23 protein-coding genes and 1 riboswitch are annotated in these 25,420 nt (G+C 72.7%); of the genes, 14 read left to right on the top strand and 9 right to left on the bottom strand.

Going from position 1 to position 25,420, the window contains the following annotated elements; genetic code table 11:
• Positions 1 to 426 precede the first annotated feature (426 nt).
• Complete coding sequence (locus ACSSS0_RS12465; RefSeq protein WP_487228217.1) at positions 427 to 1,185, top strand: peptidoglycan-binding domain-containing protein; 759 nt, start codon at positions 427 to 429, stop codon at positions 1,183 to 1,185.
• 24 nt (positions 1,186 to 1,209) lie between these two features.
• Here ACSSS0_RS12465 and pheA read toward each other — a convergent pair whose 3' ends face one another.
• Together pheA and ACSSS0_RS12455 are read right to left on the bottom strand one after the other, a co-directional pair.
• Positions 1,210 to 2,157 carry a prephenate dehydratase gene (pheA, locus tag ACSSS0_RS12460; RefSeq protein WP_435987617.1) on the bottom strand — a complete coding sequence of 316 codons (948 nt, stop codon included), beginning with the start codon at positions 2,155 to 2,157 and terminating at the stop codon, positions 1,210 to 1,212.
• Positions 2,154 to 2,654, bottom strand: coding sequence for a DUF4446 family protein (locus ACSSS0_RS12455; protein WP_435987618.1), 501 nt, complete (start codon positions 2,652 to 2,654; stop codon positions 2,154 to 2,156). Before ACSSS0_RS12455 ends, pheA begins: the two co-directional genes overlap by 4 nt.
• A 97-nt stretch (positions 2,655 to 2,751) precedes the next feature.
• Here ACSSS0_RS12455 and ACSSS0_RS12450 point away from each other — a divergent pair, with 97 nt between their 5' ends.
• Together ACSSS0_RS12450 and ACSSS0_RS12445 are read left to right on the top strand one after the other, a co-directional pair.
• Entirely contained in the window at positions 2,752 to 4,944 is a 2,193-nt protein-coding gene (locus tag ACSSS0_RS12450; RefSeq protein WP_487228216.1) for a hypothetical protein, read from the top strand.
• A gap of 11 nt (positions 4,945 to 4,955) precedes the next feature.
• Positions 4,956 to 5,537 (top strand): orotate phosphoribosyltransferase, encoded by a 582-nt coding sequence (locus tag ACSSS0_RS12445; protein ID WP_487228215.1) that lies wholly within the window; start codon positions 4,956 to 4,958, stop codon positions 5,535 to 5,537.
• A 141-nt stretch (positions 5,538 to 5,678) separates the two neighbouring features.
• Here the strand turns inward: ACSSS0_RS12445 and ACSSS0_RS12440 are convergent, their stop codons facing one another.
• From ACSSS0_RS12440 to ACSSS0_RS12425, 4 genes are all read right to left on the bottom strand, one after another.
• Positions 5,679 to 6,410 (bottom strand): glycosyltransferase family 2 protein, encoded by a 732-nt coding sequence (locus tag ACSSS0_RS12440; protein ID WP_487228214.1) that lies wholly within the window; start codon positions 6,408 to 6,410, stop codon positions 5,679 to 5,681.
• 14 nt (positions 6,411 to 6,424) lie between these two features.
• Positions 6,425 to 7,237 (bottom strand): DUF5926 family protein, encoded by an 813-nt coding sequence (locus tag ACSSS0_RS12435; RefSeq protein WP_487228213.1) that lies wholly within the window; start codon positions 7,235 to 7,237, stop codon positions 6,425 to 6,427.
• Between the two features lie 100 nt (positions 7,238 to 7,337).
• Positions 7,338 to 8,792: an LLM class flavin-dependent oxidoreductase gene (locus ACSSS0_RS12430; RefSeq protein WP_487228212.1), complete on the bottom strand. Its 1,455-nt coding sequence runs from the start codon at positions 8,790 to 8,792 to the stop codon at positions 7,338 to 7,340.
• Positions 8,793 to 8,812: 20 nt separating this feature from the next.
• Positions 8,813 to 9,247, bottom strand: a complete 435-nt coding sequence (locus tag ACSSS0_RS12425; protein ID WP_435987624.1) for an ATP-binding protein — start codon at positions 9,245 to 9,247, stop codon at positions 8,813 to 8,815.
• A 396-nt stretch (positions 9,248 to 9,643) separates the two neighbouring features.
• Here ACSSS0_RS12425 and ACSSS0_RS12420 point away from each other — a divergent pair, with 396 nt between their 5' ends.
• Positions 9,644 to 10,354, top strand: coding sequence for a PadR family transcriptional regulator (locus tag ACSSS0_RS12420; protein WP_487228211.1), 711 nt, complete (start codon positions 9,644 to 9,646; stop codon positions 10,352 to 10,354).
• A 45-nt stretch (positions 10,355 to 10,399) separates the two neighbouring features.
• On the opposite strand, the gene ACSSS0_RS12415 is transcribed toward ACSSS0_RS12420, so the two are convergent.
• Positions 10,400 to 10,906, bottom strand: coding sequence for a nitroreductase family deazaflavin-dependent oxidoreductase (locus tag ACSSS0_RS12415; protein WP_487228210.1), 507 nt, complete (start codon positions 10,904 to 10,906; stop codon positions 10,400 to 10,402).
• A gap of 56 nt (positions 10,907 to 10,962) precedes the next feature.
• Between ACSSS0_RS12415 and ACSSS0_RS12410 the strand changes: the two genes are divergently transcribed.
• The gene (locus ACSSS0_RS12410; protein ID WP_487228209.1) at positions 10,963 to 12,477 is read left to right on the top strand and encodes a cobyric acid synthase; all 1,515 of its coding nucleotides are present in this window, start codon (positions 10,963 to 10,965) and stop codon (positions 12,475 to 12,477) included.
• Positions 12,474 to 13,850 carry a precorrin-6A synthase (deacetylating) gene (cobF, locus tag ACSSS0_RS12405; RefSeq protein ID WP_487228208.1) on the top strand — a complete coding sequence of 459 codons (1,377 nt, stop codon included), beginning with the start codon at positions 12,474 to 12,476 and terminating at the stop codon, positions 13,848 to 13,850. The genes ACSSS0_RS12410 and cobF overlap by 4 nt, the downstream gene beginning before the upstream one ends.
• Positions 13,851 to 13,855: 5 nt before the next feature.
• On the opposite strand, the gene ACSSS0_RS12400 is transcribed toward cobF, so the two are convergent.
• A complete protein-coding gene (locus ACSSS0_RS12400) occupies positions 13,856 to 14,431 on the bottom strand; it encodes a dienelactone hydrolase family protein (RefSeq protein WP_487228207.1) in 576 nt (191 codons plus the stop codon).
• Positions 14,432 to 14,492: 61 nt separating this feature from the next.
• On the opposite strand from ACSSS0_RS12400, the gene ACSSS0_RS12395 reads away from it, so the two are divergent.
• The 4 genes from ACSSS0_RS12395 to ACSSS0_RS12380 all read left to right on the top strand — a co-directional run bounded on the left by ACSSS0_RS12395 (position 14,493) and on the right by ACSSS0_RS12380 (position 16,198).
• Complete coding sequence (locus ACSSS0_RS12395) at positions 14,493 to 15,086, top strand: helix-turn-helix domain-containing protein (RefSeq protein ID WP_435987630.1); 594 nt, start codon at positions 14,493 to 14,495, stop codon at positions 15,084 to 15,086.
• Positions 15,083 to 15,454: a VOC family protein gene (locus ACSSS0_RS12390; RefSeq protein WP_435987631.1), complete on the top strand. Its 372-nt coding sequence runs from the start codon at positions 15,083 to 15,085 to the stop codon at positions 15,452 to 15,454. Before ACSSS0_RS12395 ends, ACSSS0_RS12390 begins: the two co-directional genes overlap by 4 nt.
• Positions 15,455 to 15,521: 67 nt before the next feature.
• A complete protein-coding gene (locus ACSSS0_RS12385; protein ID WP_487228206.1) occupies positions 15,522 to 16,013 on the top strand; it encodes a DUF2510 domain-containing protein in 492 nt (163 codons plus the stop codon).
• 44 nt (positions 16,014 to 16,057) lie between these two features.
• The gene (locus ACSSS0_RS12380) at positions 16,058 to 16,198 is read left to right on the top strand and encodes a hypothetical protein (protein WP_157610656.1); all 141 of its coding nucleotides are present in this window, start codon (positions 16,058 to 16,060) and stop codon (positions 16,196 to 16,198) included.
• Positions 16,199 to 16,275: 77 nt separating this feature from the next.
• Here ACSSS0_RS12380 and cobN read toward each other — a convergent pair whose 3' ends face one another.
• Positions 16,276 to 19,935, bottom strand: coding sequence for a cobaltochelatase subunit CobN (gene cobN / locus ACSSS0_RS12375; protein ID WP_487228205.1), 3,660 nt, complete (start codon positions 19,933 to 19,935; stop codon positions 16,276 to 16,278).
• A gap of 41 nt (positions 19,936 to 19,976) precedes the next feature.
• Positions 19,977 to 20,120: riboswitch (cobalamin riboswitch) on the bottom strand.
• 20 nt (positions 20,121 to 20,140) lie between these two features.
• On the opposite strand from cobN, the gene ACSSS0_RS12370 reads away from it, so the two are divergent.
• The 4 genes from ACSSS0_RS12370 (at position 20,141) to ACSSS0_RS12355 (ending at position 25,385) form a co-directional block, all read left to right on the top strand.
• Complete coding sequence (locus ACSSS0_RS12370; protein ID WP_487228204.1) at positions 20,141 to 21,283, top strand: precorrin-3B synthase; 1,143 nt, start codon at positions 20,141 to 20,143, stop codon at positions 21,281 to 21,283.
• The gene (locus ACSSS0_RS12365; protein ID WP_487228203.1) at positions 21,274 to 21,942 is read left to right on the top strand and encodes a precorrin-8X methylmutase; all 669 of its coding nucleotides are present in this window, start codon (positions 21,274 to 21,276) and stop codon (positions 21,940 to 21,942) included. The genes ACSSS0_RS12370 and ACSSS0_RS12365 overlap by 10 nt, the downstream gene beginning before the upstream one ends.
• Positions 21,939 to 23,468, top strand: a complete 1,530-nt coding sequence (locus ACSSS0_RS12360) for a precorrin-2 C(20)-methyltransferase (RefSeq protein WP_487228202.1) — start codon at positions 21,939 to 21,941, stop codon at positions 23,466 to 23,468. The genes ACSSS0_RS12365 and ACSSS0_RS12360 overlap by 4 nt, the downstream gene beginning before the upstream one ends.
• Positions 23,469 to 23,753: 285 nt before the next feature.
• Positions 23,754 to 25,385 carry a DUF6056 family protein gene (locus tag ACSSS0_RS12355; protein WP_487228201.1) on the top strand — a complete coding sequence of 544 codons (1,632 nt, stop codon included), beginning with the start codon at positions 23,754 to 23,756 and terminating at the stop codon, positions 25,383 to 25,385.
• Positions 25,386 to 25,420 lie beyond the last annotated feature (35 nt).

The raw sequence follows: 25,420 nt of genomic DNA, 5'->3' as shown, positions 1-25,420 counted from the left end.
GGTGTTGGAAAGACCCTTACACCCGACTGAGTGTCCGTACTCGTTTTCCTGATACATCGGGCCTCTCGAACTTTTTCGTCCGGAGACGTATCAAGCCCGGACGAGACGACTCTGGGTGGTCAGGGGGAACGGTCACCGGGCTGCTACGGGGCGCTGCGGAGGGGCAGCAGGCCCGGTGACCTGCACAGGGGTTCGGGACTTCCAGGGGGCGGTCCCGTCCGTGGGGCGCCGGGCCTGGCAGCACCGGCGCCCCCTCCCCTGCCCGGACGCCGGAGGAGCACCCGACGGACCCGCGACGGGCACGACCACGTATGCCGTCGCCGCGCGTCGCGCTCGCGCGCTCCCTCCCGGCGGCGCATACTTCTCGAACGTGTGCGGACGTCAGGGACTGCACGACGTGAGCTCAGGGGAGTCAAGGTGCAGGGCATGGCAGGCGTTCGGAACGGTGACGGTCGACGGGGCGGGTTCGCCTCTGCTGCAACGATGGTCGTGATCGGCCTCACCTTGACCGCCTGCAGCGGCACGACCCCGCAGACGACGTCCGCCGTCGAGTCACCCACGGTGACGGCCACGGCGACGGGGACCGTCGAGCCCGGCTCCACCGAGCCCGTCCCGACCGTCACGGCCGACCCGCTCACCCCGACGAAGCCCACCCCGAGCGCGTCAGCCACGCCGAGCGCGACGACGCCGGCTCCGACGCCGACCGACCCGGGAAGCGTGGCGGGGGCGTGCGAGCGGACGCTGCCGGCATACCCCGTCCTCGAGCCCGGCGCGAAGGCTCCTGCGGTGCGGGCACTCCAGTGCTTCCTCAACGACGCCGACTACGGCCCGATCGCGGTCGACGGCGTCTACGGCGCCCAGACCCGCGCGGCCGTGACGAAGGTCGAGTCCACGTTCGAGGGGCCGGCGCCCAAGCCGGGCCGCATCGACGCCGGCACGTGGGTGCTGCTCATCTCGCGCTCGCTCGGTGACGGCACGCTCAAGGTCGGCTCGAAGGGCGCCGACGTCGTGACGCTCCAGCGGGCCCTGCGGGCCGCGGGCGGCACCCTCACCGTCGACGGCGACTTCGGTGCCGCGACGAAGAAGGTCGTCAAGCGCTTCCAGCAGGCCAACCGCATCGGGGACGACGGCGTCGTCGGCGACGAGACGCTCTTCCTGCTCAAGATGGGCGCGACGATCGGCTGAGTCCGCCGACGACGCGCGGGCCGCTCAGGCGCGCAGGTCCTCGAGCCAGGTCCTCGCGCGGTCGAAGTCGTCGTCGGAGGTGCCCGGCCGCGCGTCGGGGCGGCCGCCGTCGGCGCGCGGGTAGGACCCGAGGAAGCGCACCTCGGCGCACACCCGCCGCAGGCCCATGAGGGTCTCGCCGACGCGCGCGTCGAGGACGTGGCCCTCGAAGTCGATGGAGAAGCAGTAGGACCCCATGGCCTCGCCCGTGGGCCGCGACTCGAGGCGCGTCATGTTGACGCCCCGGACGGCGAACTGCTCGAGCAGCTCGAGCAGGCCGCCCGCGTGGTCGTCGCGCTGGAAGAGCACGACGGTCGTCTTGTCGGCGCCGGTGGGCTCGGGCAGCGTGCCCGGGCGCGCGACGAGGACGAAGCGCGTCACGGCCGACGCGTTGTCGCCGATGTCCTCGGCGAGGACCTCGAGCCCCTCGTTGCGGGCCGCGACGGGCGCGCAGACGCCGGCGTCGAACATGACGTCGCCCGGCTGCCCCAGCGCCGCGGCGCTCGCGGCCGTCGACAGGGTGGGGACGTACTCGGCCTCGGGCAGGTGCCGGCCCATCCAGCCGCGCACCTGGGCCCATGCGTGCGAGTGGGTGCCGACGGTGCGGACCTCGGTGAGCGGCACCCCCGGTCGGGCACACAGGACGAAGGTGATCGGGACGAGCACCTCGCCGATGACGACGAGCGGCTCGCCCGTCGCGAGGGAGTCGAGGGTCGCGGAGACGCCGCCCTCGACGGAGTTCTCGATCGGCACCATCGCGGCGTCGATGTCGCCCGCCCGCAGCGCCGAGAGCGCGGCGTCGACCGAGCCGAACGGCAGGTGGTCGCGGCCCTCGGCGGCGTCCCAGGCGTCGAGCGCCATCTGGGTGAACGTGCCGCGCGGCCCGAGGTAGCCGAAGCGGTGCAGCTGGTCTGGGGTGCGGGGCGGCGTCACGACGCGTCCTTCGTCCGGTCGGGCAGGCGGGTCGCCGAGGCCAGCGCCTGCTGCTCCTCGGGGGTCAGGGTGATGCTCGACTTCCCGCCGACGATGCCCTTGGCGTAGGTGCGGGACTCTCCGCGGGCGTGGATCGAGCTGATGACGATGCCGTCACCGAGGTCGTCGACGATCGCCGCCGAGAACGACAGCCGCCCGCCCATGTCACCGAAGGCGTCGTAGCGCACGACGGCGACGTTGCGCAGGCTCTGGCGCACGTCGTCCTCCGCGCTCGCCACGTGCTCGCGCAGGCGGGTCAGCTCGGCCGTGAGCCGGTCGATGCGGTGGTTCTGGGTGGCGGCCACGCGCGCGATGTCGGTCTGGCCGTCGTCACCGAGGGCGGCGAAGTCGCGACGGACCCGGGACAGCTTCAGCTGGGCGGCGACGGCGAGCGCGAGGGCGAGCAGCGCGACGGCGACGGCCGCGATGGCCAGGGTCGTCAGCGTCGGGGCGTCCACGATCGGCAAGGGTAGCCGCGCCGGTCGTCCGGGGCCCTCCGATTCCAGCCCGTGACCTCGCCCTCCGTGGACAGTCTCGGTTTGTAGTCTGTCACCCGTGATCCGCCGCCACCCCGTCAAGACGCTCGTCGTCCTGCTCCTGGTGATGGTGGCTGCGCTCACGCTCGCGTACGTCAAGCGCACCACCGTCCCCGTGCCGCCCACGACGCAGCCCGAGCCGGGTGAGTCGCTCGTCGTCGTGGGGCTCGGCGGTCTCTCGTGGGACGACGTCTCCGCCGAGGACACCCCCATCCTCTGGGGCCTGCTCCGTGACGGATCCGCCGCGTCGGTGTCGGTCAAGAGCCTGCGGCTGACGACGTGCCCGACCGACGGCTGGGCCACGGTCTCGGCCGGCGAGGCCGCCGGCCCGGACACGACGGAGTCCCGCCCGCAGTGCACGCCGCTGCCGCCCGTCGCGGGCGATGCCACGGCCGGCTACCGCGTCATCGGTTTCGACGCCCTCGCGGCGGCGTCGCGGGAGGCGGAGTTCCGGGCGCGGCTCGGCCTGCTCGGCGACAGCTTCGCCGCGGCCAAGACGTGCATCCAGGCCGTCGGGCCGGGTGCCGGACTCGCCGCCGCGACGTCCGACGGCAAGGTCGCGAAGTACTCCCCCTTCCAGGCGACGACCCTCGTGTCCGACCTGGCGCAGTGCCCCGTCAGCATCGTCGACGTCGGCGGCATCAGCTCCACCGACCCCAACCCGACGCGGCACCTCGAGAAGATCAACGGCATCGAGCGCCGCATCGAGCTCGTCATGGACGCCATGCCCAACGGGGCCGACCTCGTCGTCGCCGGGCTCGCCGACCGTGACCAGCAGGAGCGCCTGCGGCTGCTCACGGCGAGCGGCCCGCACTACGCGCCGGGACTGCTCGCGTCCGCCTCGACGCGCATGGTCGGGATCGCGCAGCTCTCCGACATCACGGCCACGATCCTCCAACGCGGCGGTGTCGAGCCGCAGGCCGCCATCGGCGGCCGGGCGCTCAGCGTCGTGCCGTCGGCCAACAACAGCGAGTCGACGGCCGCGGCCAAGCTGACGGTGCTCACCGACATCGACACCAAGGCCGACGCGATGCACGACGTCGTCGCGCCGTTCCTGCTCATCTGGCTCGTCGGCACGGCCCTGGCGATGCTCGTGCTGTGGCTCGTCATGCGCCGGGCCCGCCCGTGGAACCGCCGCTTCACGCGCGCCCACGTGCTGCGTCTCGTGCGCCTCGTCGGGCTCGTCTCGGCCGCGATGCCCGCGGCGACCTTCCTCGCCAACCTCGTCCCGTGGTGGAGGTGGTCGACGAACACCGTCGTGCTCGTGGCGCTGCTCCTCGTCCTCGTCCTCGCGATCAGCTCGGTGCTGACCCTCGCGTGCCTCCAGGGCCCGTGGAGCAGCTCGGCCCTCGGGCCGCTGGCGGCGATGTCGGCCATCACGGCCGGCGTCATCGGCATCGACCTGCTCACGGGGTCGCACCTGCAGATCTCGTCGATCTTCGGGCTGCAGCCGCTCGTCGGAGGCCGCTTCTACGGCATGGGCAACGTCGCCTTCGCGTTGTATGCCGCCGCCGTCCTCCTCCTGTGCGCCGCCCTCGCGCACGCCCTCGTGAGGCGGGACGCACCGCGGCTCGCCGTCTTCGCGGTCGTCGTCGTCGGGGGCGTCGCGCTGGCCGTCGACGTGCTCCCCGCCTGGGGTGCCGACTTCGGCGGACCGATCGCGCTCGTGCCCGCCCTCGGCTTCCTCCTCATGGGCGTCATGGGCTGGCGGACGTCGGTGCGCAACGTGTCGATCGTCCTGGCCGTCGCGGGCCTCGTCGTCGGGCTCGTCTGCTACCTCGACTGGCGCCGGCCGGAGTCCGAGCGCTCGCACCCCGGGCGCTTCCTCCAGACCGTCATCGACGGCGGCGCCTGGGACGTCATGTCGCGCAAGCTGTGGGCCAACGTCACCCTGGCGGTGCACCTGCCGGTGCTGCTGGTCATCGTCGTCGCGCTCATGGTCGTCGTCGTCATGATCGTGCTGCGCCCGGGCATCCTCGGCACCGAGCCGCTGCGCCGCCTCCTCGAGGAGGCCCCGCTCATGCGACGCGGCCTGCTCTCGGTCATCATCATGGCCGTCATCGGCTTCCTCACCAACGACTCGGGCGCGGCGATCCCGCCGGTCGCGGCGATCTTCACCGTGCCGCTCGTCGTGTCGGCGGTCATGCACTTCCTGTCCATCGAGGCGCGCAACGCCCCGGTGCGCCGGCGCCGCGACCGCCACCACATCTGAGGAGCGACCCCATGGACCAGCAGCCCGACGTGCACGCCGAGCTGGACGAGCCGGCCGCGCTGGCCCAGCTGGCCCACGACATCGACCGGGTCTGCCGCCTCGAGGGCGAGTTCGTCGTCCGGTCCGGTGCCGTCGTGTCGGAGTACTTCGACAAGTACCTCTTCGAGTCCGACCCGCTGCTGCTGCGTCGGGTGGCCGCGGCCATGGTGCCGCTCGTGCCGGCCGACACCGACCTGCTGGGCGGGCTCGAGCTCGGTGGCGTGCCGATCGCGACGATGATGAGCAGCCTGACCGGCCTGCCGGCGCTCTTCGTCCGCAAGGCGCCCAAGGCGTACGGCACGCGCCGGCTCGCCGAGGGCGCCGACGTGGACGGTCGACGGATCACCCTCGTCGAGGACATCGTCACGACGGGTGGCGCGGCCCGTGACGCGACCGTCGTGCTCCGCGAGCAGGGCGCCACCGTCGGGGTCGTCGTCTGCACCATCGACCGCAGCGAGCCGGGGGCCAACCGGCTGCACGAGCTCGGGCTCGAGACCCGGTCGGTGCTCACCCGGGCCGACCTCGACGCGGCCCGGGCGGTCGCGCGCCGCTGAGCCGCGACGACGGCCTTCCGCCCGGCCGACTGCTCCCCGACGGGATGACAGACGCGGTATGCCGTGTCGCTCGTGACGTCTCGGAGCAGTCGAGCGGGAGGCGCGCCCCCAGGCGGCAGGCCGGTGGCCGGCGGGGTGCTGTCAGCCGGGGCCGAGGCGGCGACGCAGCCGGCGGACGCCGAGCGCGAGCGCGACGTCGCGGTACTGCCCGGCTCGGTGCACCTGCGCTCGCCAGTCGGTGCCGGTGACCCGGTGCTGCAGGTCGCAGGGCACCTCGAGGATGGTGAGGCCGGCGTCGAGCACGTCGACGGTCATGCCGACCTCGACGCCCCATCCGCGGGCGAAGGGCGTGGCCGCGGCGATGGCGGCCGGCGAGAGGCAGCGCATGCCCGACAGCGGCTGCTTCGGCGACCACCCGGTGAGCTCCTCGATCCCGCGTCGGGCCAGGCCGACGACGAGCCCGTGTCCGCCGGCGCTGCCCTTCTGCTCCGGCAGGGTCGCGATCGTGAGGTCGGCCTCGCCGCGCGCGACGGGTCCGACGAGGGCGCCGACGGCCTGGGCCGACGCCTCGAGGTCGGCGTCGACGAAGAGGACCGAGGTGCTGGCGTCGAGGCGCCCGACGCGGCGCAGGCCGGAGACACGACCGAGCCCGCTCATCATCGCGTCGGCCTTGCCGTGGTTGCGGACGTGGCGCACGACCTCGGCGCCCTCGCGGGCGGCGATGACGGCGGTCCCGTCGGTCGAGCCGTCGTCGACGACGACGACCGCCGAGACGCCCGGGATGGTGCGGACGCCGCGGATCGTCTCGGCGATCCGCGCCGACTCGTCCTTGGCCGGGATGACGACGGCGACGGACAGCGGAGGCGTCATCATCGTCACCCGTCCTCTCAGCGCAGGGTGACCTGGCGGTTGGTGAGGCCGGCCTTGGCGCCGCGCTCGGCCGCGGTGAGCGGCTCCGTCGAGGCGGCCGCGGCGTCGATCTTCGTCTTCATCGCCGCGACGGCGTCCTCGAAGTCGGCGGCGGCGGAGCCGGGGTCGACCTCCCACACCGGGATGAGCAGACCGCTCGAGCGGAAGCAGCCGAGCAGGCGGCCGTCCTCGCCGAGGTGGCTCTCGCCGGCGGCGTGGAGGCGCGCGAGGGCACCGGTCGCGGTGTCCTCGTCGAAGGGCAGCACCCAGCGGACGTAGGTGCGCTCACCGATGCGGCACCAGAAGGCGGAGGGCGCGGCGAGCTTGACGGTCGGGATGGCCGACTCGTTGGCGCGCTCGAGCGACTCCTTGCCGTCGGCGTCGAGGTCGGCGTCGGCCACCCAGAAGTCGAAGCCCTCGTGCAGCTGCATCTCGAAGGCACCGTCGGTGTCGAGGATGTCCTGCAGGCGCGGCGTGTCGGCCATCGACACGGGCAGCGTCGTCACGGGCGAACCGGCCTCGGCGACGGATGCGAGCGCGATGGCCTGGGCGATGTCGCGGCTCGTGTCGCCGCTCGCGTTGCCGGACTGGATGCCGACGAGCACCTCACCGCTCTCGCGGTGCAGGCCCGGCCAGGCCAGGGGCAGCACGGTCGCGATCGTCACCTCGTCGGGCGCGCCCTCGGGGGCCTTGCCCTTCGCGAAGCGCACCGTGGCGGTCGCGGCCGGGACGATCTCGCGCATCGCGACCCAGTCGGTCTCGTTGGGCAGGCCCTCGAAGGGGCGGGCCACGAACGGGGCCGGAAGCGGACGTGCGGAACGGTCTGCGCGCTCGCTGCGCGGTCGACGTGATGCCTTACCCATGCGCGCCACCCTAGTGGCCGGGCCGGGGTCATCCGAACGCGGTCGCGAGCGGGGCGAGGGCCAGCACGTCGTCGGGACCGCCGAGCCCGACCGGTGCGACGAAGGCGGTCGTGATGCCGAGGTCGGCGAGGCCCGCGAGCCGGGCTGCGTGCTCGGTCGCCGTGCCGGCGTGGTGCCGGGCCGCGAAGGCCGCTGCGGGGGTGCGGCCGCGGTGTCGCTCGACGCGGGCCCAGACGTCGTCGCGGTCCCGTCCGACGAGCGGCAGGTCGAGGACCGTCGCGTGCACGGTCGCCGGGTCCCGGCCGGTCTGCCCCACGAGGGCCAGATAGCGCACCAGCTTGGCGAGTCCCACGTCGTCGGACGGGACGTTGCACCCGTCGCCGAGCCGGGCCGCGATGCGCAGCGTCCGGTCGCCGCCACCACCCACGATGACCGGGATGTCGCCGACCGGCCGAGGGTACGACGTCGTCTCGGGCAGCGAGACCCGCTGTCCGGCATACGGCTTGGTGCCGGGCGCCCAGAGCGCCTTCATCGTCTCGATGCCCTGCTCCAACGCGTCGAGTCGCGCTCGCGCAGAAGGGAACCCGAGGCCGTATGCCGCGTGCTCGCGTTCCCACCATCCCGCACCGACCCCGACGAAGGCCCTTCCACCCGTGAGTGCCGACAGCGTCGCCGCGGCCTTGGCGGTGACGCCCGGGGCGCGGAAGGTGACGGGCGTGACGAGGGTGCCGAGCTGCAGACGGGTCGTCGAAGCCGCCAGGGCGCCGAGAGTCACCCACGGCTCCGGGATCGGGTCCCACGCGCGGCCCACCTGCGGGATCTGGATGAGGTGGTCCATGAGAGCGAGGCCGGCGAGCCCGGCCTCCTCGGCGGCGGCAGCCATCTCGCGCAGCCACGTGAGCAGGTCACCTTCGGCGGGGAAGCGCGAGAGCTGGAGCACGACGCCGTGCAGACCCGAAGGCTCGGCGGATGCCACTGGCGCGCGGGCGGGTTCGGCCGTTGGACGGTCTGCATCCTGCCCCTCCGGCGCGACCCTCACGACCTGCCAACCCTCGCCCTCGAGCAGGTCGACCGTCGCCGCGACAGCGGCGAGCTGGCTCGTGAGGACGCGCGCCGGGACGGGGCGGTCCCGGGCCGCGTTGCGCGCACGGCATACGGCCGCGGTGGTGTCGATCACGACGGCGACGGCCGGGAGTCCCGCGGCCAGCGCGGCGTCCCGCCAGGCGCGGCGGCGGGCAGTGTCGGTGCCGAGGGTGTCGACGACGGTCGTCAGGCGTCGCCCGAGGCGGGCGGCGACGACCTGCTCGAGCAGCGCGAAGGCATCGGAGGAGGCGTCGAGGTCGTGCTCGCCGCTGCCGACGACGGCTCGCAGCGCATCGGACGAGACCACCTCGGCGGCGCGGTAGTGCGAGGCCGCCCACGTCGACTTGCCCGAGCCGGAGGCGCCGACGAGCACGACGAGCGCCGGGTCGGGGAGGGACACGGCGCGGACAGCCCGTCGGCTCAGTGCGAGCGGCGGCGCGAGGGGCCGCCGAGCGAGGCCCAGACGGTGCGGCCGTGGGGCTCCTCGATGACGCCCCACTCGTGCGCGAGCGAGCGGACGATGCGCAGCCCCCGGCCACCGGGGGCCCACATGGTCGGCGGGGCGGGGCGCGGGGCGGTCGGGCCGCCACCGTCGGAGACCTCGACCTCCACGACGTTGTTCTTGACCTTCCAGTGGATGCGGATCGCACCGTCGGAGAGGGGTTTTGCGTGGCGGATGGCGTTGGCGACGAGCTCACTGACGACGATCTCGGCCTCGTCGATGACCTCCGGCGAGACCTCGCGGGCCACGAGGTCCTCGACGAGCTCCTTGCGGATCCGGGGAGCCGCGGATGGGGCCCACTGGATGCGGACCGTGCGCTTCTCGCCCAGCGGAACGGCTGGGACGTTGCTCATGGATCTCCTCGCGATCGCGTTGGCTCGTCGGGCGTCCACGGTGATGTGGGACGCCGAGCCGCTCCCCTGTGTGCTCGCCACGTCAGTCCTCCTCACGGGCGATTCGCATGCCCCCGTCGTCGAACGCTAACGAAACCAGCGCCGTACCTCAATGAAGTGTGAGTTTTTCCCGTGGCGCTGACCTGCTGATTCGTCCGTATCCAGCTATCTAGCGAATGTCGTAGAGGCCCGGATACGGCCGAAGCCGTGGACTCGCGCTTCGGGAGCTCGCACACCCACCCACGCCCTTACCCACTCGAGGGCGTCTGCTACAGAGGCTTGCACGGTGAACAGTCGCGATATATCGTCGACCTATCGCGACTGTTCGTGAGTCGCGTTCGAAGAAGGAGAATCACCATGCACGGACACCACCACCACCGACGTGAGTCCGGCTGGGACGGCAGCTGGGGCGGCAGCTGGGGCGGCCAGGGCAACGGCCCCGGCTTCGGACCCGGTCGAGGCCCCTGGGGCGGTCCCGGAGGACCTGGCCCCGGCGGCCGTGGCCGACCCGGCCCACCCCCGTGGGTCGCCGACCTCGTCCGCCACTTCGGCGGACCCGGCTTCGGCGCCGAGTTCGGCGGACGCCGCGGACCCCGCGCCCGACGCGGCGACGTCCGCGCCGCCATCCTCGACGTCCTCGCGGGCGACGAGATGAACGGCTACCAGCTCATCCAGCAGATCTCCGAGCGCACCGGCGGCGCGTGGAAGCCGAGCCCCGGCTCGGTCTACCCGACCGTCCAGCAGCTCGAGGACGAAGGCCTCGTCGAGGGCCGCGACGTCGAGGGGCGGCGGCTGCTGCGCCTCACCGACGCGGGTCGCACCTACGTCGAGGAGAACGCCGAGGAGATGGCCGCTACCTGGCGGCCCTTCGAGGAGTCCACCGAGGAGGAGGCGCCCCGGCCGTCCGGCGGCACCAACGACCTCATGCCCCTCGTCGGCCAGGTCATGGGCGGCATGTGGCAGGTCGTCACGACCGGCACGTCGCAGCAGCGGGCGGAGGCGGCGGAGATCCTCACGGAGACCCGGCGCAAGCTCTACCGCCTGCTCGCCGACGGCGACCCGGAGTAGGCCGAAGCGGCACTCGGGACGCCCGACCCTGCACCCCGAGCGCGTTCAGTCGCGCTCGGGGTGCAGCACGAAGAAGCCGAGGTCGCGCCCACCCGCGCGCTCCTCGTATGCCGTGTAGCCGCGATAGAAGTCGAGCGCCGCCTCGCGCACGCGCTCCTTCTCGGGCCCCTGCACCTGCTCGGCCCGGACGCGGTGCGTGACGCCGTCGACCTCGAGCGAGGCCTGCGGGTGGGCGCGGAGGTTGAAGTACCACGCCGGCGGCTTCACCGAGCCGTAGTGCGAGGCGATGACGCCCCAGCCGTCGTCGAGGGGCACGACGAGCAGCGGCACGGTGCGCGGCTGTCCCGAGCGGGCACCGGTCGTCGTCAGCATCCCGACGGGCACGGCGGCGAGCCACTGGCTCGGCGCGGTGCGCCCGGGCGCGACCCGGCGGGCCAGCAGGTCGAGGCGGTGCAGCGTGCGCCTCGAGAGCCAGGCGCCGGGCCTGGACGCGACGACGCGCCGCAGGGCCCGCTGGGCGCCGTTGGCCTCGTCGTGGTGGCGCAGCTCCATGCCTGCAGCGTAGGACCCGTCGGTGTCGGGCGGTCCTCGTCCGGCAGGATGGTCAGGTGCCCTCGCCCGCCGCCTCCGGCCTCCTCGTCGCCGGCACGTCGTCCGACGCCGGCAAGTCCGTCATCGTCGCCGGCCTGTGCCGCGCCCTCGCACGCCGCGGCGTGCGGGTCGCCCCGTTCAAGGCGCAGAACATGTCGAACAACTCGATGGTCTGTCTCGACGGCGGAGAGATCGGCCGGGCGCAGTGGCTCCAGGCCGTCGCGGCCCGGGTCGAGCCGACGACGGCGATGAACCCCGTCCTGCTCAAGCCCGGCACCGACCGCCGGTCGTTCATCGTCGTGCGCGGTGAGCCGGCCGGGACGCTGGAGGCGGGGCAGTATGCCGCCGGGCGGGCCCACCTGGCCGACGCCGCCTTCGCGGCCTACCGCGAGCTCGCCGACGCCTACGAGCTCGTTGTGTGCGAGGGCGCGGGCTCCCCCGCCGAGATCAACCTCCGCTCGGGCGACTACGTCAACATGGGGCTGGCGCGCGAGTTCGGCCTGCCGGTCGTCGTCGTCGGCGACATCGACCGCGGCGGCATCCTCGCCTCGCTCTACGGCACGTGGGCGCTCCTCGACGAGGACGACCGCGCACTCCTGAAGTCCTTCGTCATCAATAAGTTCCGCGGCGACGTGTCGGTGCTGGAGCCGGGACTCGACAGCATCACCGACCGCACCGGCGTGCCGTTCCACGGGGTCATCCCGTGGCTCCTCGACGTGTGGCTCGACAGCGAGGACACCCTCGAGGTCGGTCACTGGCGGGCCTCGACCGCACTGTCGGCGACCTCGCGGGACCGGCTCAAGGTGGCCGTCATCCGGCTGCCCCGCATCTCGAACGCCACCGACGTCGACGCCCTTGCTGCCGAGCCCGGCGTCGACGTCCTCGTGACGATCGACCCGGCCGTCGCCGACGCGGCAGACCTCCTCGTCCTGCCCGGATCCCGTTCGACCGCAAGCGATCTCGAGTGGCTGCGCGAGCGCGGCCTTGCCGAGGTCGTCGACCGCCGCGTCGCGGCCGGACGCCCCGTGCTCGGCGTGTGCGGCGGCTACCAGATGCTCGGGCACGAGATCGAGGACGACATCGAGGGCCGCGTCGGGGTCGTGCCGGGCCTCGGACACCTGCCCGTGCGCGTCGAGTTCGGCGCGTCGAAGGTGCTCGCGCGGCCCGCCGGGGCCTGGGGCGACCACGCCGTGGACACGGCCTACGAGATCCACCACGGCATCGCACGACGCCTGCCCCTCGACGACGTGCGAGCGACGGATCCCGCTGTGGCACAGGGCTTCCTGGACGGTTGGAACGTCGGCCAGGTGTGGGGCACGATGTGGCACGGTGCCTTCGAGAGCGACACTTTCCGTCGTGCCTGGCTCGCGGAGGTCGCCCGCGCGGCAGGATCGGAGTGGCAGCCGCACGCCGACGCCCCGGGCTTCGCGGAGCGACGGGAGCGGATGCTCGACACCCTCGCCGACGCCCTCGAGGAGCACGTCGACATCGACGGCCTCCTCTCCTTCACCCGGATCGGAGCGACCCCGTGATCGAGCGCATCCGCGTCATCGGGATCGGCATGGGCGACCCCGGTCACGTGACCGGGGAGGCGGCCCGTGCCCTCGCCACCGTCGACATCTTCCTCGTCGCCGACAAGGGCGACGTGAAGTCCGACCTCGTCGCCGCCCGGCAGGCCGTGTGCGACGCCCTCATCCCGGCCGACCACGCGTACCGCGTCGTGGAGGTCACCGACCCGCGACGCGGGCCGGACGCCGAACGCGACGCGACGGCATACGACCGCGGGGTGCGGGACTGGCACGCGGCACGGGTCGACGCGTACGCGGAGGTCATCGACGGGCTCGACGCCGGTGAGACGACCGTCGGCTTCCTCGTGTGGGGCGACCCGGCGTTCTACGACTCGACGATCCGGGTCGTCGACGCGCTCGTCGAGCGGTACGCCGCAGCCGGGATCACCGTCGAGCACGACGTCATCGCCGGGATCAGCGCGCCGCAGCTGCTCGCTGCGCGCCACCGGATCCCGCTCAACCGCATCGGCGCCCCGATCCACATCACGACCGGCCGGCGGCTCGTCGACGAGTACGACCCGGCGCTCGGCGACGTCGTCGTCATGCTCGACGGGCACCTCGCCTGCGCGGAGCTCGCCGGCGTCTTCCCCGACCTCGAGCTCTGGTGGGGCGCCTACCTCGGCACGCCCGACGAGCTGCTCGTGCACGGCCGTCTGGCCGACGTCGTCGACGGGGTGCGCCGGCTGCGTGCCGAGGCCCGCGAGCGCCACGGCTGGGTCATGGACACCTACCTGCTGCGGCCGCCCGTGGACATGCCGGCGGGGCCGGGACCGAGCGCCTTCCCGGAGACGGCGCCGATGGGCGACGGGGTGGTGACGGTGCGGCCGATCACCGCTGCCGACTGGGAGACCGTGCGGGACGAGCACAACAACGAGGAGTCGCTGCGCTGGGACTTCGCGGGCCGGCCGCTGACCGACGACGAGGCGCGACGCAGGACGGCCTCGGCCGCGATCGAGTGGCGCCGCGGACGGGCGGCGCGCTTCGTCATCGTCGACGCCGCCTCCGGTGAGGGCGCGGGCGTCATCGGCATCATGCGGATGGGCCCGCCCGGCACCGGCCTCGTCGGCTACGGCGTGCTGCCCGCCTTCCGCGGGCGCGGCTTCACGACCCGGGCCCTGCGGCTCGTGTCGCGGTGGGCGCTCGAGGAGACGGGGCTCGCCCGGCTCGAGCTCGGGCACAAGGTCGGCAACGAGGCCTCCGGCCGGGTGGCCGCGAAGGCCGGCTTCCGGGCCGAGGGACGGCTCAGCGGTCGCCTGCCCAACCCGGACGGCACCCGGTCCGACGAGATCTACTTCGCCTTGACGCGCGAGGCCCTCCGGGCCGAAGCCCGGAACTGACCTCCTCAGACCCGGGCGAGGAAGTCGAGGACGCGCTGCTGCACGAGGGCGGCGGCCTCGGGGTCGTAGGCCGTCGAGCTCGCGTCGGCGAAGAGGTGGCCGCAGCCGGCATACGTGAAGAGCTCGCCGTCCTCGGCCGCCGCGACGACGGCACGGGCCGCGTCGACGTCACCCTCGTCCATGAAGAACTCGTCGGCCTCGCCGCCGTGGATCTGGACGGGGACGCCCGCGGGCCAGTCGGGCGCGAACTCGCCGAGCGGGATCGCCGAGTCGAGCAGGATCGCGCCGCGGGCACCCGGTCGGGTCTGGGCGAGCCGCTGCGCGGCCATGACCCCGAGGGAGAAGCCGGCGTAGACGAGGTCGTCGGGCAGGCCGTCGGCCGCGGCCACTCCCTGCTCCTGGAGGGCTCCGAAGCCGATCGACCGCGCCTTGGCCATCCCCTCGTCGAGGGTCGCGAAGCTCTCCCCTCCGTAGAGGTCGGGCGTGTGGACGGTGTGGCCCGCGGCGCGCAGGGCGTCGGCGAAGGCGAGGAAGCCCGGGGTCTGGCCCTGGGCGTGGTGGAGGAGGAGGACGTCGGCCATGCTTGCTCCTGTGCTCGATGGTTTCCCTGCTGTTGATCCAACAATCTAGACTGATCCAACAATGTCGATCAATAGCCCGCAGCTGCCTGACTACGAGCTCCCCGACGCGGTGGAGCTGACGACACCTGCCCAGCTGCGGGCGATCGCCGACCCGCTGCGCTCCTCGCTCCTCGACCTCGTGCTCGAGCGGGCGGCCACCGTGGCCGAGCTGGCCGCCGCCGTCGGTAGGCCCAAGAGCACCGTCGCCCACCACGTCGGCGTGCTCGTCGACGCCGGGATGTTGCGGGTCGTGCGGACCCGCCGCGTGCGTGCCATCGACGAGCGCTACTACGGACGCACCGGGCGCACCATCACCATCGGCGTCGCCCGCCACCCCGGCGACCCGACGGTCCCCGTCTGCGTCAACGGTCTCTCGGTCGCCGCTGCCGAGTCGGTGCCTGCCCACGAGGACGACACGCTCTACTCGACACTTCGGCACGTCCGGATCCCCAGGGAGAGCGCGTCGGAGTTCTGGCGCCGCGTCGAGGGGCTCGTGCGCGAGTTCACCGCCCTGCCGCGCTCCGGCGACACGGTCTACGGCCTCGCCGTCGGCCTCTACCCCACCGACCAGCCCGTCCTTCCCGAGGCGGCGCCGACCGACGAGGAGAAGTCATGACGGACCGGCCACGCCCCCTTCGGGTCAGCGCCGTGTCGCTCGACTGCGCCGACCATGGGGCGCTCGCGGCGTTCTACGCAGAGCTCTTCGACGGCACCGTGCTCTGGTCGCACGACGGCGCCTCCGCCGTCGACGTCGGCGGCCTGGTCCTCGTGGCCCAGGCGGTCGGAGACCATCACGAGCCGACGTGGCCCGACCACTCGATCGTGCACCTCGACGTCACCGTCGACGTCGAGGACCTCGACGCCCAGACCCAGCGCGCCGTGCGCCTCGGGGCACGCCGTGCGGACCCGCAGCCCGACGACCGCTGGCGCGTGCTGCTCGACCCCGCCGGCCACCCGTTCTGCCTGACGCCCTTCGCTCCCTGACAAAACGCGCAGACGTGGGCGCGTCCCGACATACGCTCGGACTCTCACGATGCTGAGGAGCTCGAGCATGAACGAGGGACCTTCCGCTCCCCCCGGCTGGTACCCGGCCGGTGAGGGCGAGCGCTACTGGGACGGTCGCGCCTGGACACCCCACACCCGCCCGCCCATGGACCCGCCGGTGGCGGCGACGGACGCCCACGGGCTGCCCCACAGCACGGCGAACGCGCCCTGGGGACACGCCGACTGGCCGCCCCCGTCGCCCCCGTCGCGCCCGTCCGGTCCGGCCGCCCCGGCCGGCACACCGGTCTACTACACGCAGGTCGCCCCGAAGAACCCGGCCGTCGCCGTCCTCGCGTCCTTCTTCATGCCCGGTCTCGGCAGCATGATCAACGGTGATGTCGCCAAGGGGGTCGGGATCCTCATCGGCTACTTCGTGAGCTGGCTGTTCGTGATCGTCCTCGTCGGGATCGTCGGGGTGCTCGGCTTCTGGGTCTGGGGCATGGTCGACGCCTACCAGGGCGCACGGCGCTGGAACGCCGCCCACGGCATACTCAGCTAGCGCGATTCGCTGCCGCAACGGCGCCGCCGGAGGAGACTCGGAGGATGGCGCGACGAAACCTCAAGTGCCTCATCCTCGGCCACCGCTACACGCGGTTGAAGCTGAAGGGACGCACGATCCTGACCTGCAAGCGGTGTGGCGACGTCGACGTCGTCGAGCACGACATGCGCGGCCTGCAGTTCTGACCCCCGACGCTCGGGACCGCCCGACGCGGGCACGGCCGACGTCCCCGCCGGGCCCGCCGCAGGTCGAGCCGGCCACGTCAGTCCTCGAGGTCGCCCTCGACGTCGAGGTAGACCTGCTGCAGGTCCGCGAGGAGCCCGGGGTCCGGCTCCTCCCAGAGCCCGCGATCGACGGCCTCGTGGAGCCGCTCGATCATCCCGTGCAGCGCCCACGGGTTCGCGTGTTGGAGGAAGTCGCGGTTCTCCTTGTCGAGCACGTACGTCTGGGCGAGCTGCTCGTACATCCAGTCCGTCACGACGCCGGCCGTCGCGTCGAAGCCGTAGAGGTAGTCGACGGTTGCCGCGAGCTCGAAGGCGCCCTTGTAGCCGTGCCGCCGCATCGCCGCGATCCAGCGCGGGTTGACGACGCGCGCGCGGAAGACGCGCGCCGTCTCCTCGGTGAGGCTGCGGGTGCGCACCGAGTCCGGCGTCGTCGAGTCGCCGACGTACGCCCTCGGCTCGCGCCCGGTGAGCGCGCGCACCGTCGCGACCATGCCGCCGTGGTACTGGAAGTAGTCGTCGCTGTCGGCGATGTCGTGCTCGCGCGTGTCGATGTTCTTCGCGGCGACGTCCATCCGCGCGTACGTGCGCTCCATGTCGGCCCGAGCAGGTATGCCGTCCAGCTCGCGCCCGTAGGCGAAGCCGCCCCACGTCGCGTACACCTCCGCGAGGTCGGCGTCCGAGCGCCAGTTGCCCGACTCGATGAGCGGGAGGATGCCGGCGCCGTAGGAGCCGGGCTTGCTGCCGAAGATCCGGGTCGTTGCGCGGCGGGCGTCGCCGTGCTCGGCGAGGTCGCCCGCGACGTGCGCCCGGAGGTAGTTGTCGTCGGGTGTCTCGTCGAGGTCGGCGACGAGCTGCACGGCGTCGTCGAGCATCGCGATGACGTGCGGGAAGGCGTCGCGGAAGAAGCCGGAGATGCGGACCGTGACGTCGATGCGCGGGCGTCCGAGCTCGGCGAGCGGGATCGCGTCGAGGCCGACGACCCGGCGCGACATCTCGTCCCAGCGGGGCCGCACGCCGAGGAGCGCGAGCACCTCGGCGATGTCGTCGCCCGACGTGCGCATCGCCGACGTGCCCCACACCGAGAGGCCGACCGAGCGCGGCCACTCGCCCGTGTCGGCGCGGTGCCGGGCGAGCAGGTCGTCGGCGAGGTGCTGCCCCGTCTCCCAGGCGAGTCGGCTCGGGATCGCCTTGGGGTCGACGGAGTAGAAGTTGCGGCCGGTCGGCAGCACGTTGACGAGGCCACGCAGGGGCGACCCCGACGGACCGGCCGGCACGTAGCCGCCGTCGAGCGCATGGAGCACCGCGTCGATCTCGCCCGTCGTGGCGCGCAGCCGCGGGACGACCTCTCGGCACGCGAAGGCCAGCGAACGGCATACGCCATCGGTGTCGACCTGCGGGTCGGGACCCAGCCGGTCGCGCACGATGCCGGGCACGGCGGCCTCGTCCCAGCCGGCCTCGGCGAGAGCGGCGACGAGCGCGCTCGCCTGCTCCTCGGCATCGTCCACGGACGAGCGCTCGGCATGCCCCTCACTCAGGCCGAGCGCCGTCCGCAGTCCAGGCACCGCGCCGACCGCGCCGGCGAACACCTGGTTGGCCCGCAGGATCGCGAGCACGAGGTTGGCGAGGCCCTCCCCCGTGGGGGCCTCGCCAAGGACGTGGAGGCCGTCCCGGATCTGGACGTCCTTGACCTCGCAGAGCCAGCCGTCGACGTGCATGACGAACTCGTCGAACTCGTCGTCGCCGGGGCGCTCGTCGAGACCGAGGTCGTGGTGCATCTGCGCGGACTGGATGAGGGTCCAGATCTCGGCCCGCAGCGCCGGCGCCTTCGCCGGGTCCATGACGGACACGTTGCCGTACTCGTCGAGGAGCTGCTCGAGTCGGGCGATGTCGCCGTAGGACTCGGCGCGCGCCATCGGCGGCACGAGGTGGTCGACGATCGTCGCGTGGGCGCGGCGCTTGGCCTGGCTGCCCTCGCCGGGGTCGTTGACGAGGAAGGGGTAGACGAGGGGGATCCCGCCGATCGTCGCGTCGGGCCCGCACGCTGCGGACAGCGCGAGGTTCTTGCCGGGAAGCCACTCGAGGTTGCCGTGCTTGCCCATGTGGACGACGGCGTGGGCACCGAACTCCCTTGCGAGCCAGTCGTAGACGGCGAGGTAGTGGTGGGTCGGCGGCAGGTCTGGGTCGTGGTAGATCGCGATCGGGTTCTCGCCGAAGCCGCGCGGGGGCTGGACGAGGACGACGACGTTGCCGGCGCGGATGCTCGCCGCGACGAGCTCGCCGTCGGGGTCGGTGTGGCGGTCGACGAAGACCTGGCCGGGCGCCTCGCCCCAGTGCTTCGCGACGGCGGTGCGCAGCTCGTCGGGCAGCGCGTCGAAGTGCTCGCGGTAGCGGGCGGCCGGGATGCGCACCGGCTGGCCGCTCAGCTGCTCCTGGGTCAGCCAGTCCTCGTCCTGCCCACCGGCCTCGACGAGCGCGTGGATGAGGGCGTTGCCCGCGGTCGTGTCGGGCGTCTCGCCGTCGACGGGCTCGAGCGGTCCGGTGCCGGGGATGTCGCCCGGCTCGCCGAGGTCGTAGCCGGCGTCGCGCATGGCCCGCAGCAGCCGGATGATCGAGACGGGGGTGTCGAGGCCGACGGCGTTGCCGATGCGCGAGTGCTTCGACGGGTACGCCGAGAGGACGATCGCGATGCGCCGCTCGGCGGGCGGGGTGTGGCGCAGGCGGGCGTGGTTGACGGCCAGCGTCGCGAGGCGCGCGCAGCGCTCTGGGTCGGGCACGTAGTGCGGCAGGCCGTCGGCGTCGGTCTCCTTGAAGGAGAAGACCCCTCCGATGATGCGACCGTCGAACTCCGGCACGGCGACCTGTGTCGCCACGTCGAGCGGGCTCATCCCGTCGTCGCTCGCGTCCCACTGGTCGCGGCTCCACGTCAGGCAGAGGCCCTGGATGATCGGCACGTCGAGAGCCGCCAGCGCCTGCACGTCCCAGGCCTCGTCGTCCTCGCCGGCACTCGCCGTGCCCGGCTTCGTGCCGCCCGCCGCAAGGACGGTCGTGACGAGCACGTCGTATGCCGTGAGGTGCTCGAGCAGGTCGGCCGGGGCGTCGCGCAGCGAGGACACGTGCACGGGGACTCCGACGCCGCCGGCGGCGTCGACGGCGTCGGCGAGGGCGTGGACGTACGCGACGTTCTCGGCGGCGAACTGGGCGCGGTAGAAGAGGATCCCGACGCGAGGACGGGAGTGGCCGCTGACCGCCGGCTCGGAGTCGGGTTCGGGACGGTCGAGGACTCCCCACGTCGGCAGGGCGACGGGCGGCTCGAAGCCCTCGCCCGTCATGAGGAGCGTGTCGCCGAGGAAGGCGTGCAGCTCCCGGAGGTTGGCGGCGCCGCCCTCGGCGAGGTAGCGATGGGCCTCGGCGACGACGCCGGGCGCGACCGTCGAGAGCTCCATGAGCGCGGCGTGCGGCGTCTGCTCACCACCGAGCACGACCATCGGCGTGTCCGTGGCCCGGATCCGGCGGAAGCCCTCGCAGAGGTCCTGGGGGCCGCCGAGGATGCGCGCCACGACGATGTCGGCGGCCTCGATGGCCTCGGCCATCGAGGTGTGGCCGGGCCGTGACGGGTTGGCCAGCAGGTAGTCGGCGCCGCTCCCGCGGGCACACAGCAGGTCGGTGTCAGACGTCGAGAGCAGCGCGATGCGCGTCACTGGAACTCCTCGGCGGGGTGTCCACGCCCCGCGGTCGAAAGGAAAGAGAAGCGCTGTCGGCAGTTCCTGACTCACCGCCTCCCTTTCGGGTGGCGGCTCACAGTGGCGGGACCGTCCCGGATTCTCACCGGGTTCCTGGGTCGACGACGCTGGGCCCACCATAGCCCGAGACGGCCGTCTTGCACTCGCGGGGCTCGGGCCTAGCATGTGCCGCGTGACCGCCCCGTCGAGCCGAGAGCACCGGGCAGGCGACGCCTGTCCCGGTGTGAGCCGACCCTTCGTGGCGGTCGACGGCTCGATCGTGCGGCTCCGTCCTGCTGGTCAGCCGGTGCGCATCGACGCACTGTCCACCCTCATGGATGTCGTTGCGGGACAATCGGATCCGTCCATCCAGCTGACCTCTCGCGGAGCACTTCAGCTGCGCGGGCTCCCCGACCCGCTGACGCCGCGGATCCATGAGTCGATCCGGGCGACCGGGCTCGTCCCATCGGCGAGCCATGAGCTCGTGCGCAACGTCGTCGCGTCACCGCTCTCGGGCCTCGACGGCGCCGGGCACTGTGACCTGCGTCCCGTGACCCGCACCCTCGACGCCGCGCTGTGCGCCGATCCGGACCTCGCCCATCTCGGCGGTCGCTTCCTCTTCGTCCTCGACGACGGGCGTGGTGACGTCGTGGGCGAGTCCTTCGACCTCGGCCTGATGGCCACCGGCCCGGGTCGCGGCGTCGTGCTGGCCGGGGGCACGGACCGGGGCTGGGAGGTGCCGCTGGCAGCCGCGGTGCCTCGGCTGGTCGCGCTCGCTCACGAGTTCGTCCGGCAGTCTGGCGGCGACGAAACCGTCTGGCACGTCAGCGATCTCGCGGCGCCGCTCGGACCCGAGCCCACGGTCGGGCTCGGCCTGCCGCGTCGACCGGAGCGACCCCTCGGGGCCGTCGGCGACCACGCCGTCGTCGCCGTGCCCCTGGGTCTGCTTCGACCCGACCACGTCGCCACGCTCGCGCAGGTCACGGATCGCGTGCTCGTCACCCCCTGGCGCTCGCTTGTCATCGAGAACGCCGCTGCGGCGCTGGCCGAGCTCGAAGCGGCCGGCCTCGTGACCCGCGCCGACTCCCCCTGGACGCGACTGCACGCCTGCACCGGCCTCCCCGGCTGCGCACGGTCCGCCCTGGACACCCGAGCCCTGGCCCGCGACCTCGCCCCCGTGCTTCCCGGCGGGCACCTCCCCGTGCACGTGAGCGGGTGCGAGCGCCGCTGCGGCACGCCCGCGACGGCATACGTCGACGTGCTGGCCCCACGCTCCACCGATGACGCCTTGTCCACCATCGCCCAGCAGGAGTCCTCATGGACGTGACCACCGAGACACGGCAGGCGCCGACGCGGCGCTACGACTACGTGACGGACGGGGAGGAGATCTACCGACGGTCGTTCGCGACGATCCGGGCCGAGGCCCGCCTCGACCACCTGCCCGAGGACGCCCGAGTCGTGGCCGTGCGGATGGTCCACGCGAGTGGCGACGTCGACCTCACCGAGCACATCGCCGTGCACCCCCGGCTCGTCACGGCCGCGCGGACAGCGCTGCGGGCCGGCGCCCCGATCCTCACCGACGCGCACATGATCGCCTCCGGGATCACGCGTGCCCGCCTGCCTTGGGACAACGAGGTCATCTGCACGCTGCGCGACGAGCGGGTGCCCGCACTCGCGAAGACCTGGGGCACCACTCGATCCGCGGCCGCCGTCTCGCTCTGGGGCGACCGCCTCCAGGGCGCCGTCGTCGCGATCGGCAACGCACCCACGGCCCTCTTCCACCTCCTCGAGACCATCGCCGACGGCGGACCGCGCCCGGCTGCCATCGTCGGGATCCCGGTCGGCTTCATCGGCTCCGCGGAGTCGAAGGTCGCCCTGGCCGATAACCCCTTCGACATCCCGTGGCTCGTCGTCCACGGTCGGCGTGGCGGCTCCGCCCTCGCGGCGTCCGCTGTCAACGCGCTCGCCCGCGAGGAGGAGCTGTGACCGGCTGGCTCCGTGGCGTCGGCGTCGGGCCGGGCGATCCCGAGCTCGTCACGGTCAAGGCTGCGCGGCTCATCGGCGAGGCCGACGTCGTCGCCTTCCACAGCGGTCCGCGGGGCGACTCGATCGCGCGCCGCATCGCTGCCTCGTACTTCCGTGAGGGAGTCGTCGAGGAGCTTCTCGCCTACCCCGTCACCACGGGCACGACGGAGCACCCCCTCGGCTACCACGGCCTCATGGCCGACTTCTACGACGAGTCGGCCGATCGCCTTGCAGGACATCTGGACTCGGGTCGCAACGTCGTCGTCCTGGCCGAGGGCGACCCGCTCTTCTACGGCACGTACATGTACCTCCACGACCGTCTCGCCGACCGTTACGACACCGCGGTCATCCCGGGCGTCACGTCGGTCAGTGGGTCGGCGGCCGCCGTCGCAACCGGACTGTGCCGGCACGAGGACGTGCTGACGATCCTGCCGGGGACGCTCCCGGTGCCGGAGCTCGCACGGCGGCTCGCCGACACCGAGGCCGCCGTCGTCATGAAGCTCGGTCGCACGTTCGAGAACGTCCGGGAGGCCCTGCGCCAGGCCGGTCGCCTCGACGAGGCGCGCTACGTCGAGCGGGCCAGCTCCGAGGCCGAGCGCGTGCTCCCCGTCGCCGACGTCGACGCGTCGACCGTGCCGTACATGTCGATGGTCGTCGTCCCCGGTCGCGACCTGCGCGCCGATGCCGCCGGCCGTGCGGTGACCTCAGTCACCGTCGATACTGCTGTCCCGCAAGGAGACCCGGAGGCGGATGTCCGCGGCGAGGTCGTCGTCATCGGTCTGGGCCCGGGTCCCGACCGCTGGCTCACCCCGGAGGCGTCAGCCGCTCTCGCCGAGGTCGGTCACGTCGTCGGCTACGCGCCCTACGTCAACCGCGTCCCTCAGCGCGAAGGTCTGACGCGCCATGCGTCAGGCAACACCGTCGAGGTCGACCGCGCCCGGGACGCGCTGGAGCTGGCCCGCAAGGGCGAGCGCGTCGCCGTCGTCTCGGGCGGCGACGCCGGCGTCTTCGGGATGGCCTCCGCCGTCTTCGAGGCCGCCGAGACGTACGGCTACGCCGACGTGCCCGTCCGCGTCCTGCCCGGCGTCACCGCCGCGCAGGCCGTCGCCGCGCGTGCCGGCGCACCGCTGGGCGGCGACTTCGCGATCATGTCACTCTCCGACCGGCTCAAGCCGTGGGCCGTCATCGAGAAGCGTCTGCGGGCGGCGGCGTCGGCCGACCTCGTCGTCGCCCTCTACAACCCCGCCTCACGCAGCCGGACCGAGCAGGTGTCCCGCGCCCGCGAGGTCTTCCTCGAGGAGCGCGACCCCGCGACCGTCGTCGTCGTCGGACGTGACGTCGGCCGAGCCGAGGAGTCGCTCACGGTGACGACCCTCGCCGAGCTCGACCCGGCAACGATCGACATGAAGTGCCTCATCATCGTGTGCGCCTCCGGGACCCGCGTCACCGACACCGGCCAGGTGTGGACACCGCGATACGTCAGCTGACCTCCAGACGTCGAGCCGCTCCAGACGGCCTTTCCTGCCGATGACCGGATTGTTCGCGAGCTACAGCGCGATTCAGCTGCGTTCGTATGCCCAGGGCGATGGAACACACAGGCACGACTTGCGTGACATCGCGCTCGGCACGGCTGGGGCGGCGGTGTCGCTGGTGACGCAGACAGATCGCTGGTCATCTCGACGCTGAGGCGTTCACGGGCCGCCGCACGTCGCCGAGGAGTAGCATGTCTGCCGGTTCATCCGTCACGTCGTGCTCCTGCCGCAAGTCCGTCGATGGGTACCGATCTGATGAGTCCTTCTGCCTTCCCCGAGGCCGAGCACGCCACAGAAACGTCGGTCGCCCACGACGAGCGGCCATCAGGCCGAGGCCGGCGGCGGCCGTGGCTCTGGGCGCTGCTGATGCTTCCGCCCGCCGTCGTCGCTGTGCACCTGCTCGCGCTGGGCGCGTTCGCAGGCCCGGCCGTTCGCCTGGCGGCGGACGACTGGTGCGCGGCGGCACGGATCCGCCACTACGGCTCACTGGGGTTCATCGACTACTACTACTTCAAGGTGAACGGGCGGCTGGCCTACCACGTGGGCCAGGTTCTGGTCTTCGCGGACGGGCTCCGTGGCGCACGCGTGCTGCCGTTCGTCCTGATCATCACGCTGACGCTCGGGATCTTCACCGTGTTGTTCCTGACCCTGCGCCACCTTCGATGGCGATGGCCCGCGGCGGCGGCTGGGCTCCTGGCGGTCGTCGTGTCGGCGCTCACGTTCTTCGCCGGCAACGAGGTGTACCAGATCCTCTTCTGGCCCGCTGCCACCGTCACGCACACGCTCCCGGTGATCCTGGGCATCTGGAACGTCATCATCCTCATGCTCGCGGCACGCAGCCCGCGGCGGTGGGTGCGAGTCACGGCTGTCGTGCTCGCGTCGCTCATGGGCTTCGTGATCGGATCCCTCGGCGAGGCCTTCTTCGTGGTCAGCAGCGTCTATGCGGGGACGGCCCTGCTGCTTGCCCTGCTGGCCAGGCGCGACCGCCGGGCGCGCTTGCCGATCACATGGCTCGCCGTCTGGCTCGTGGGCATGCTCGCCGGATTCGCCGTCCTGTACTTCTCGCCCGGCCAGCGCCTCCGGACCACAGTGGCGTACACGCACGAACAGCCGTCGTTGTTGTCGGCCCGCGGCCTCTCGGAGGCCGTTCACGGATGGCTCGGCTCGTGGGAGATCATCCTCTCCCAGCCCGCCTACTACGCCGCGATCGTCGCCGGGCTCCTGGTCGGTCTGCTCGCCAGCAGCACTGCTCTGCGCCGGACGTCTCTGCCGTTCGCCGGCGGCTCGTGGACCCTTCCGCGCAAGCTCCTCGTGGTCGTACTGCCAGCCGTCCTGGTGGTGATCGCATCGTTCGGCGTCATCGCGGGATTGCGACATGGCTACGGGCCCAACGGCTGGACGTACCAGCGCGCCTGGACGAGCTTCCTGATCCCCGCCATCGTGACGGCCGCCCTCTACGGTGCCGCGGCCGGTTACTGGCTGGGCCGCCGCGTCAGCGGCTGGCAGTGGAGAGTGGCGGTTCCGGCCATGGCGGCGCTACTCGGAGTGTCGGCCCTGTCCAGCACGGTGTTGCTGGGGTCCATCGTGCCGCGGAACACCGCGCTCGTGCACGAGATGACCGACCGCGCGAAGGCCTGGGACAAGAACACCGCAGCCGTAGTGCAACAAATCCGCGAGGGCAAGCGCATCGTGCGTTTCACGCCTACTCCCATCGCCAAGTCGACCGAGCCGTTCCGCTACACCACCTCGCCCGACTGGGCCGGCAACTGCGCCGCCGTCTACTACGGCGTCGACCGACTGATCCCTTCCGAGGAATGGCTGTCGACCCCGGCCTCGGACGCCTGGCGGGAGAAGCACCCCGGGACGAGATGAACCCGACGGCTCATCTGTTGCGGTGCCGCAGTTAC

Source organism: Terrabacter sp. R4-6 (assembly GCF_057529065.1).
The sequence above is the reverse complement of the archived record's forward strand: the minus strand, read 5'-3'. Positions and strand labels throughout refer to the sequence as shown.

Bases quoted from the DNA above. Each gene is read 5' to 3' on its own strand.
- ACSSS0_RS12465 (WP_487228217.1), top strand. From the start codon at position 427: ATGGCAGGCGTTCGGAACGGTGACGGTCGACGGGGCGGGTTCGCCTCT.
- ACSSS0_RS12445 (WP_487228215.1), top strand. From the start codon at position 4,956: ATGGACCAGCAGCCCGACGTGCACGCCGAGCTGGACGAGCCGGCCGCG.
- ACSSS0_RS12440 (WP_487228214.1), bottom strand. From the start codon at position 6,410: ATGATGACGCCTCCGCTGTCCGTCGCCGTCGTCATCCCGGCCAAGGAC.
- ACSSS0_RS12425 (WP_435987624.1), bottom strand. From the start codon at position 9,247: ATGAGCAACGTCCCAGCCGTTCCGCTGGGCGAGAAGCGCACGGTCCGC.
- ACSSS0_RS12420 (WP_487228211.1), top strand. From the start codon at position 9,644: ATGCACGGACACCACCACCACCGACGTGAGTCCGGCTGGGACGGCAGC.
- ACSSS0_RS12415 (WP_487228210.1), bottom strand. From the start codon at position 10,906: ATGGAGCTGCGCCACCACGACGAGGCCAACGGCGCCCAGCGGGCCCTG.
- ACSSS0_RS12400 (WP_487228207.1), bottom strand. From the start codon at position 14,431: ATGGCCGACGTCCTCCTCCTCCACCACGCCCAGGGCCAGACCCCGGGC.
- ACSSS0_RS12395 (WP_435987630.1), top strand. From the start codon at position 14,493: ATGTCGATCAATAGCCCGCAGCTGCCTGACTACGAGCTCCCCGACGCG.
- ACSSS0_RS12390 (WP_435987631.1), top strand. From the start codon at position 15,083: ATGACGGACCGGCCACGCCCCCTTCGGGTCAGCGCCGTGTCGCTCGAC.
- ACSSS0_RS12385 (WP_487228206.1), top strand. From the start codon at position 15,522: ATGAACGAGGGACCTTCCGCTCCCCCCGGCTGGTACCCGGCCGGTGAG.
- ACSSS0_RS12380 (WP_157610656.1), top strand. From the start codon at position 16,058: ATGGCGCGACGAAACCTCAAGTGCCTCATCCTCGGCCACCGCTACACG.
- ACSSS0_RS12370 (WP_487228204.1), top strand. From the start codon at position 20,141: ATGTGCCGCGTGACCGCCCCGTCGAGCCGAGAGCACCGGGCAGGCGAC.
- ACSSS0_RS12365 (WP_487228203.1), top strand. From the start codon at position 21,274: ATGGACGTGACCACCGAGACACGGCAGGCGCCGACGCGGCGCTACGAC.
- ACSSS0_RS12355 (WP_487228201.1), top strand. From the start codon at position 23,754: ATGGGTACCGATCTGATGAGTCCTTCTGCCTTCCCCGAGGCCGAGCAC.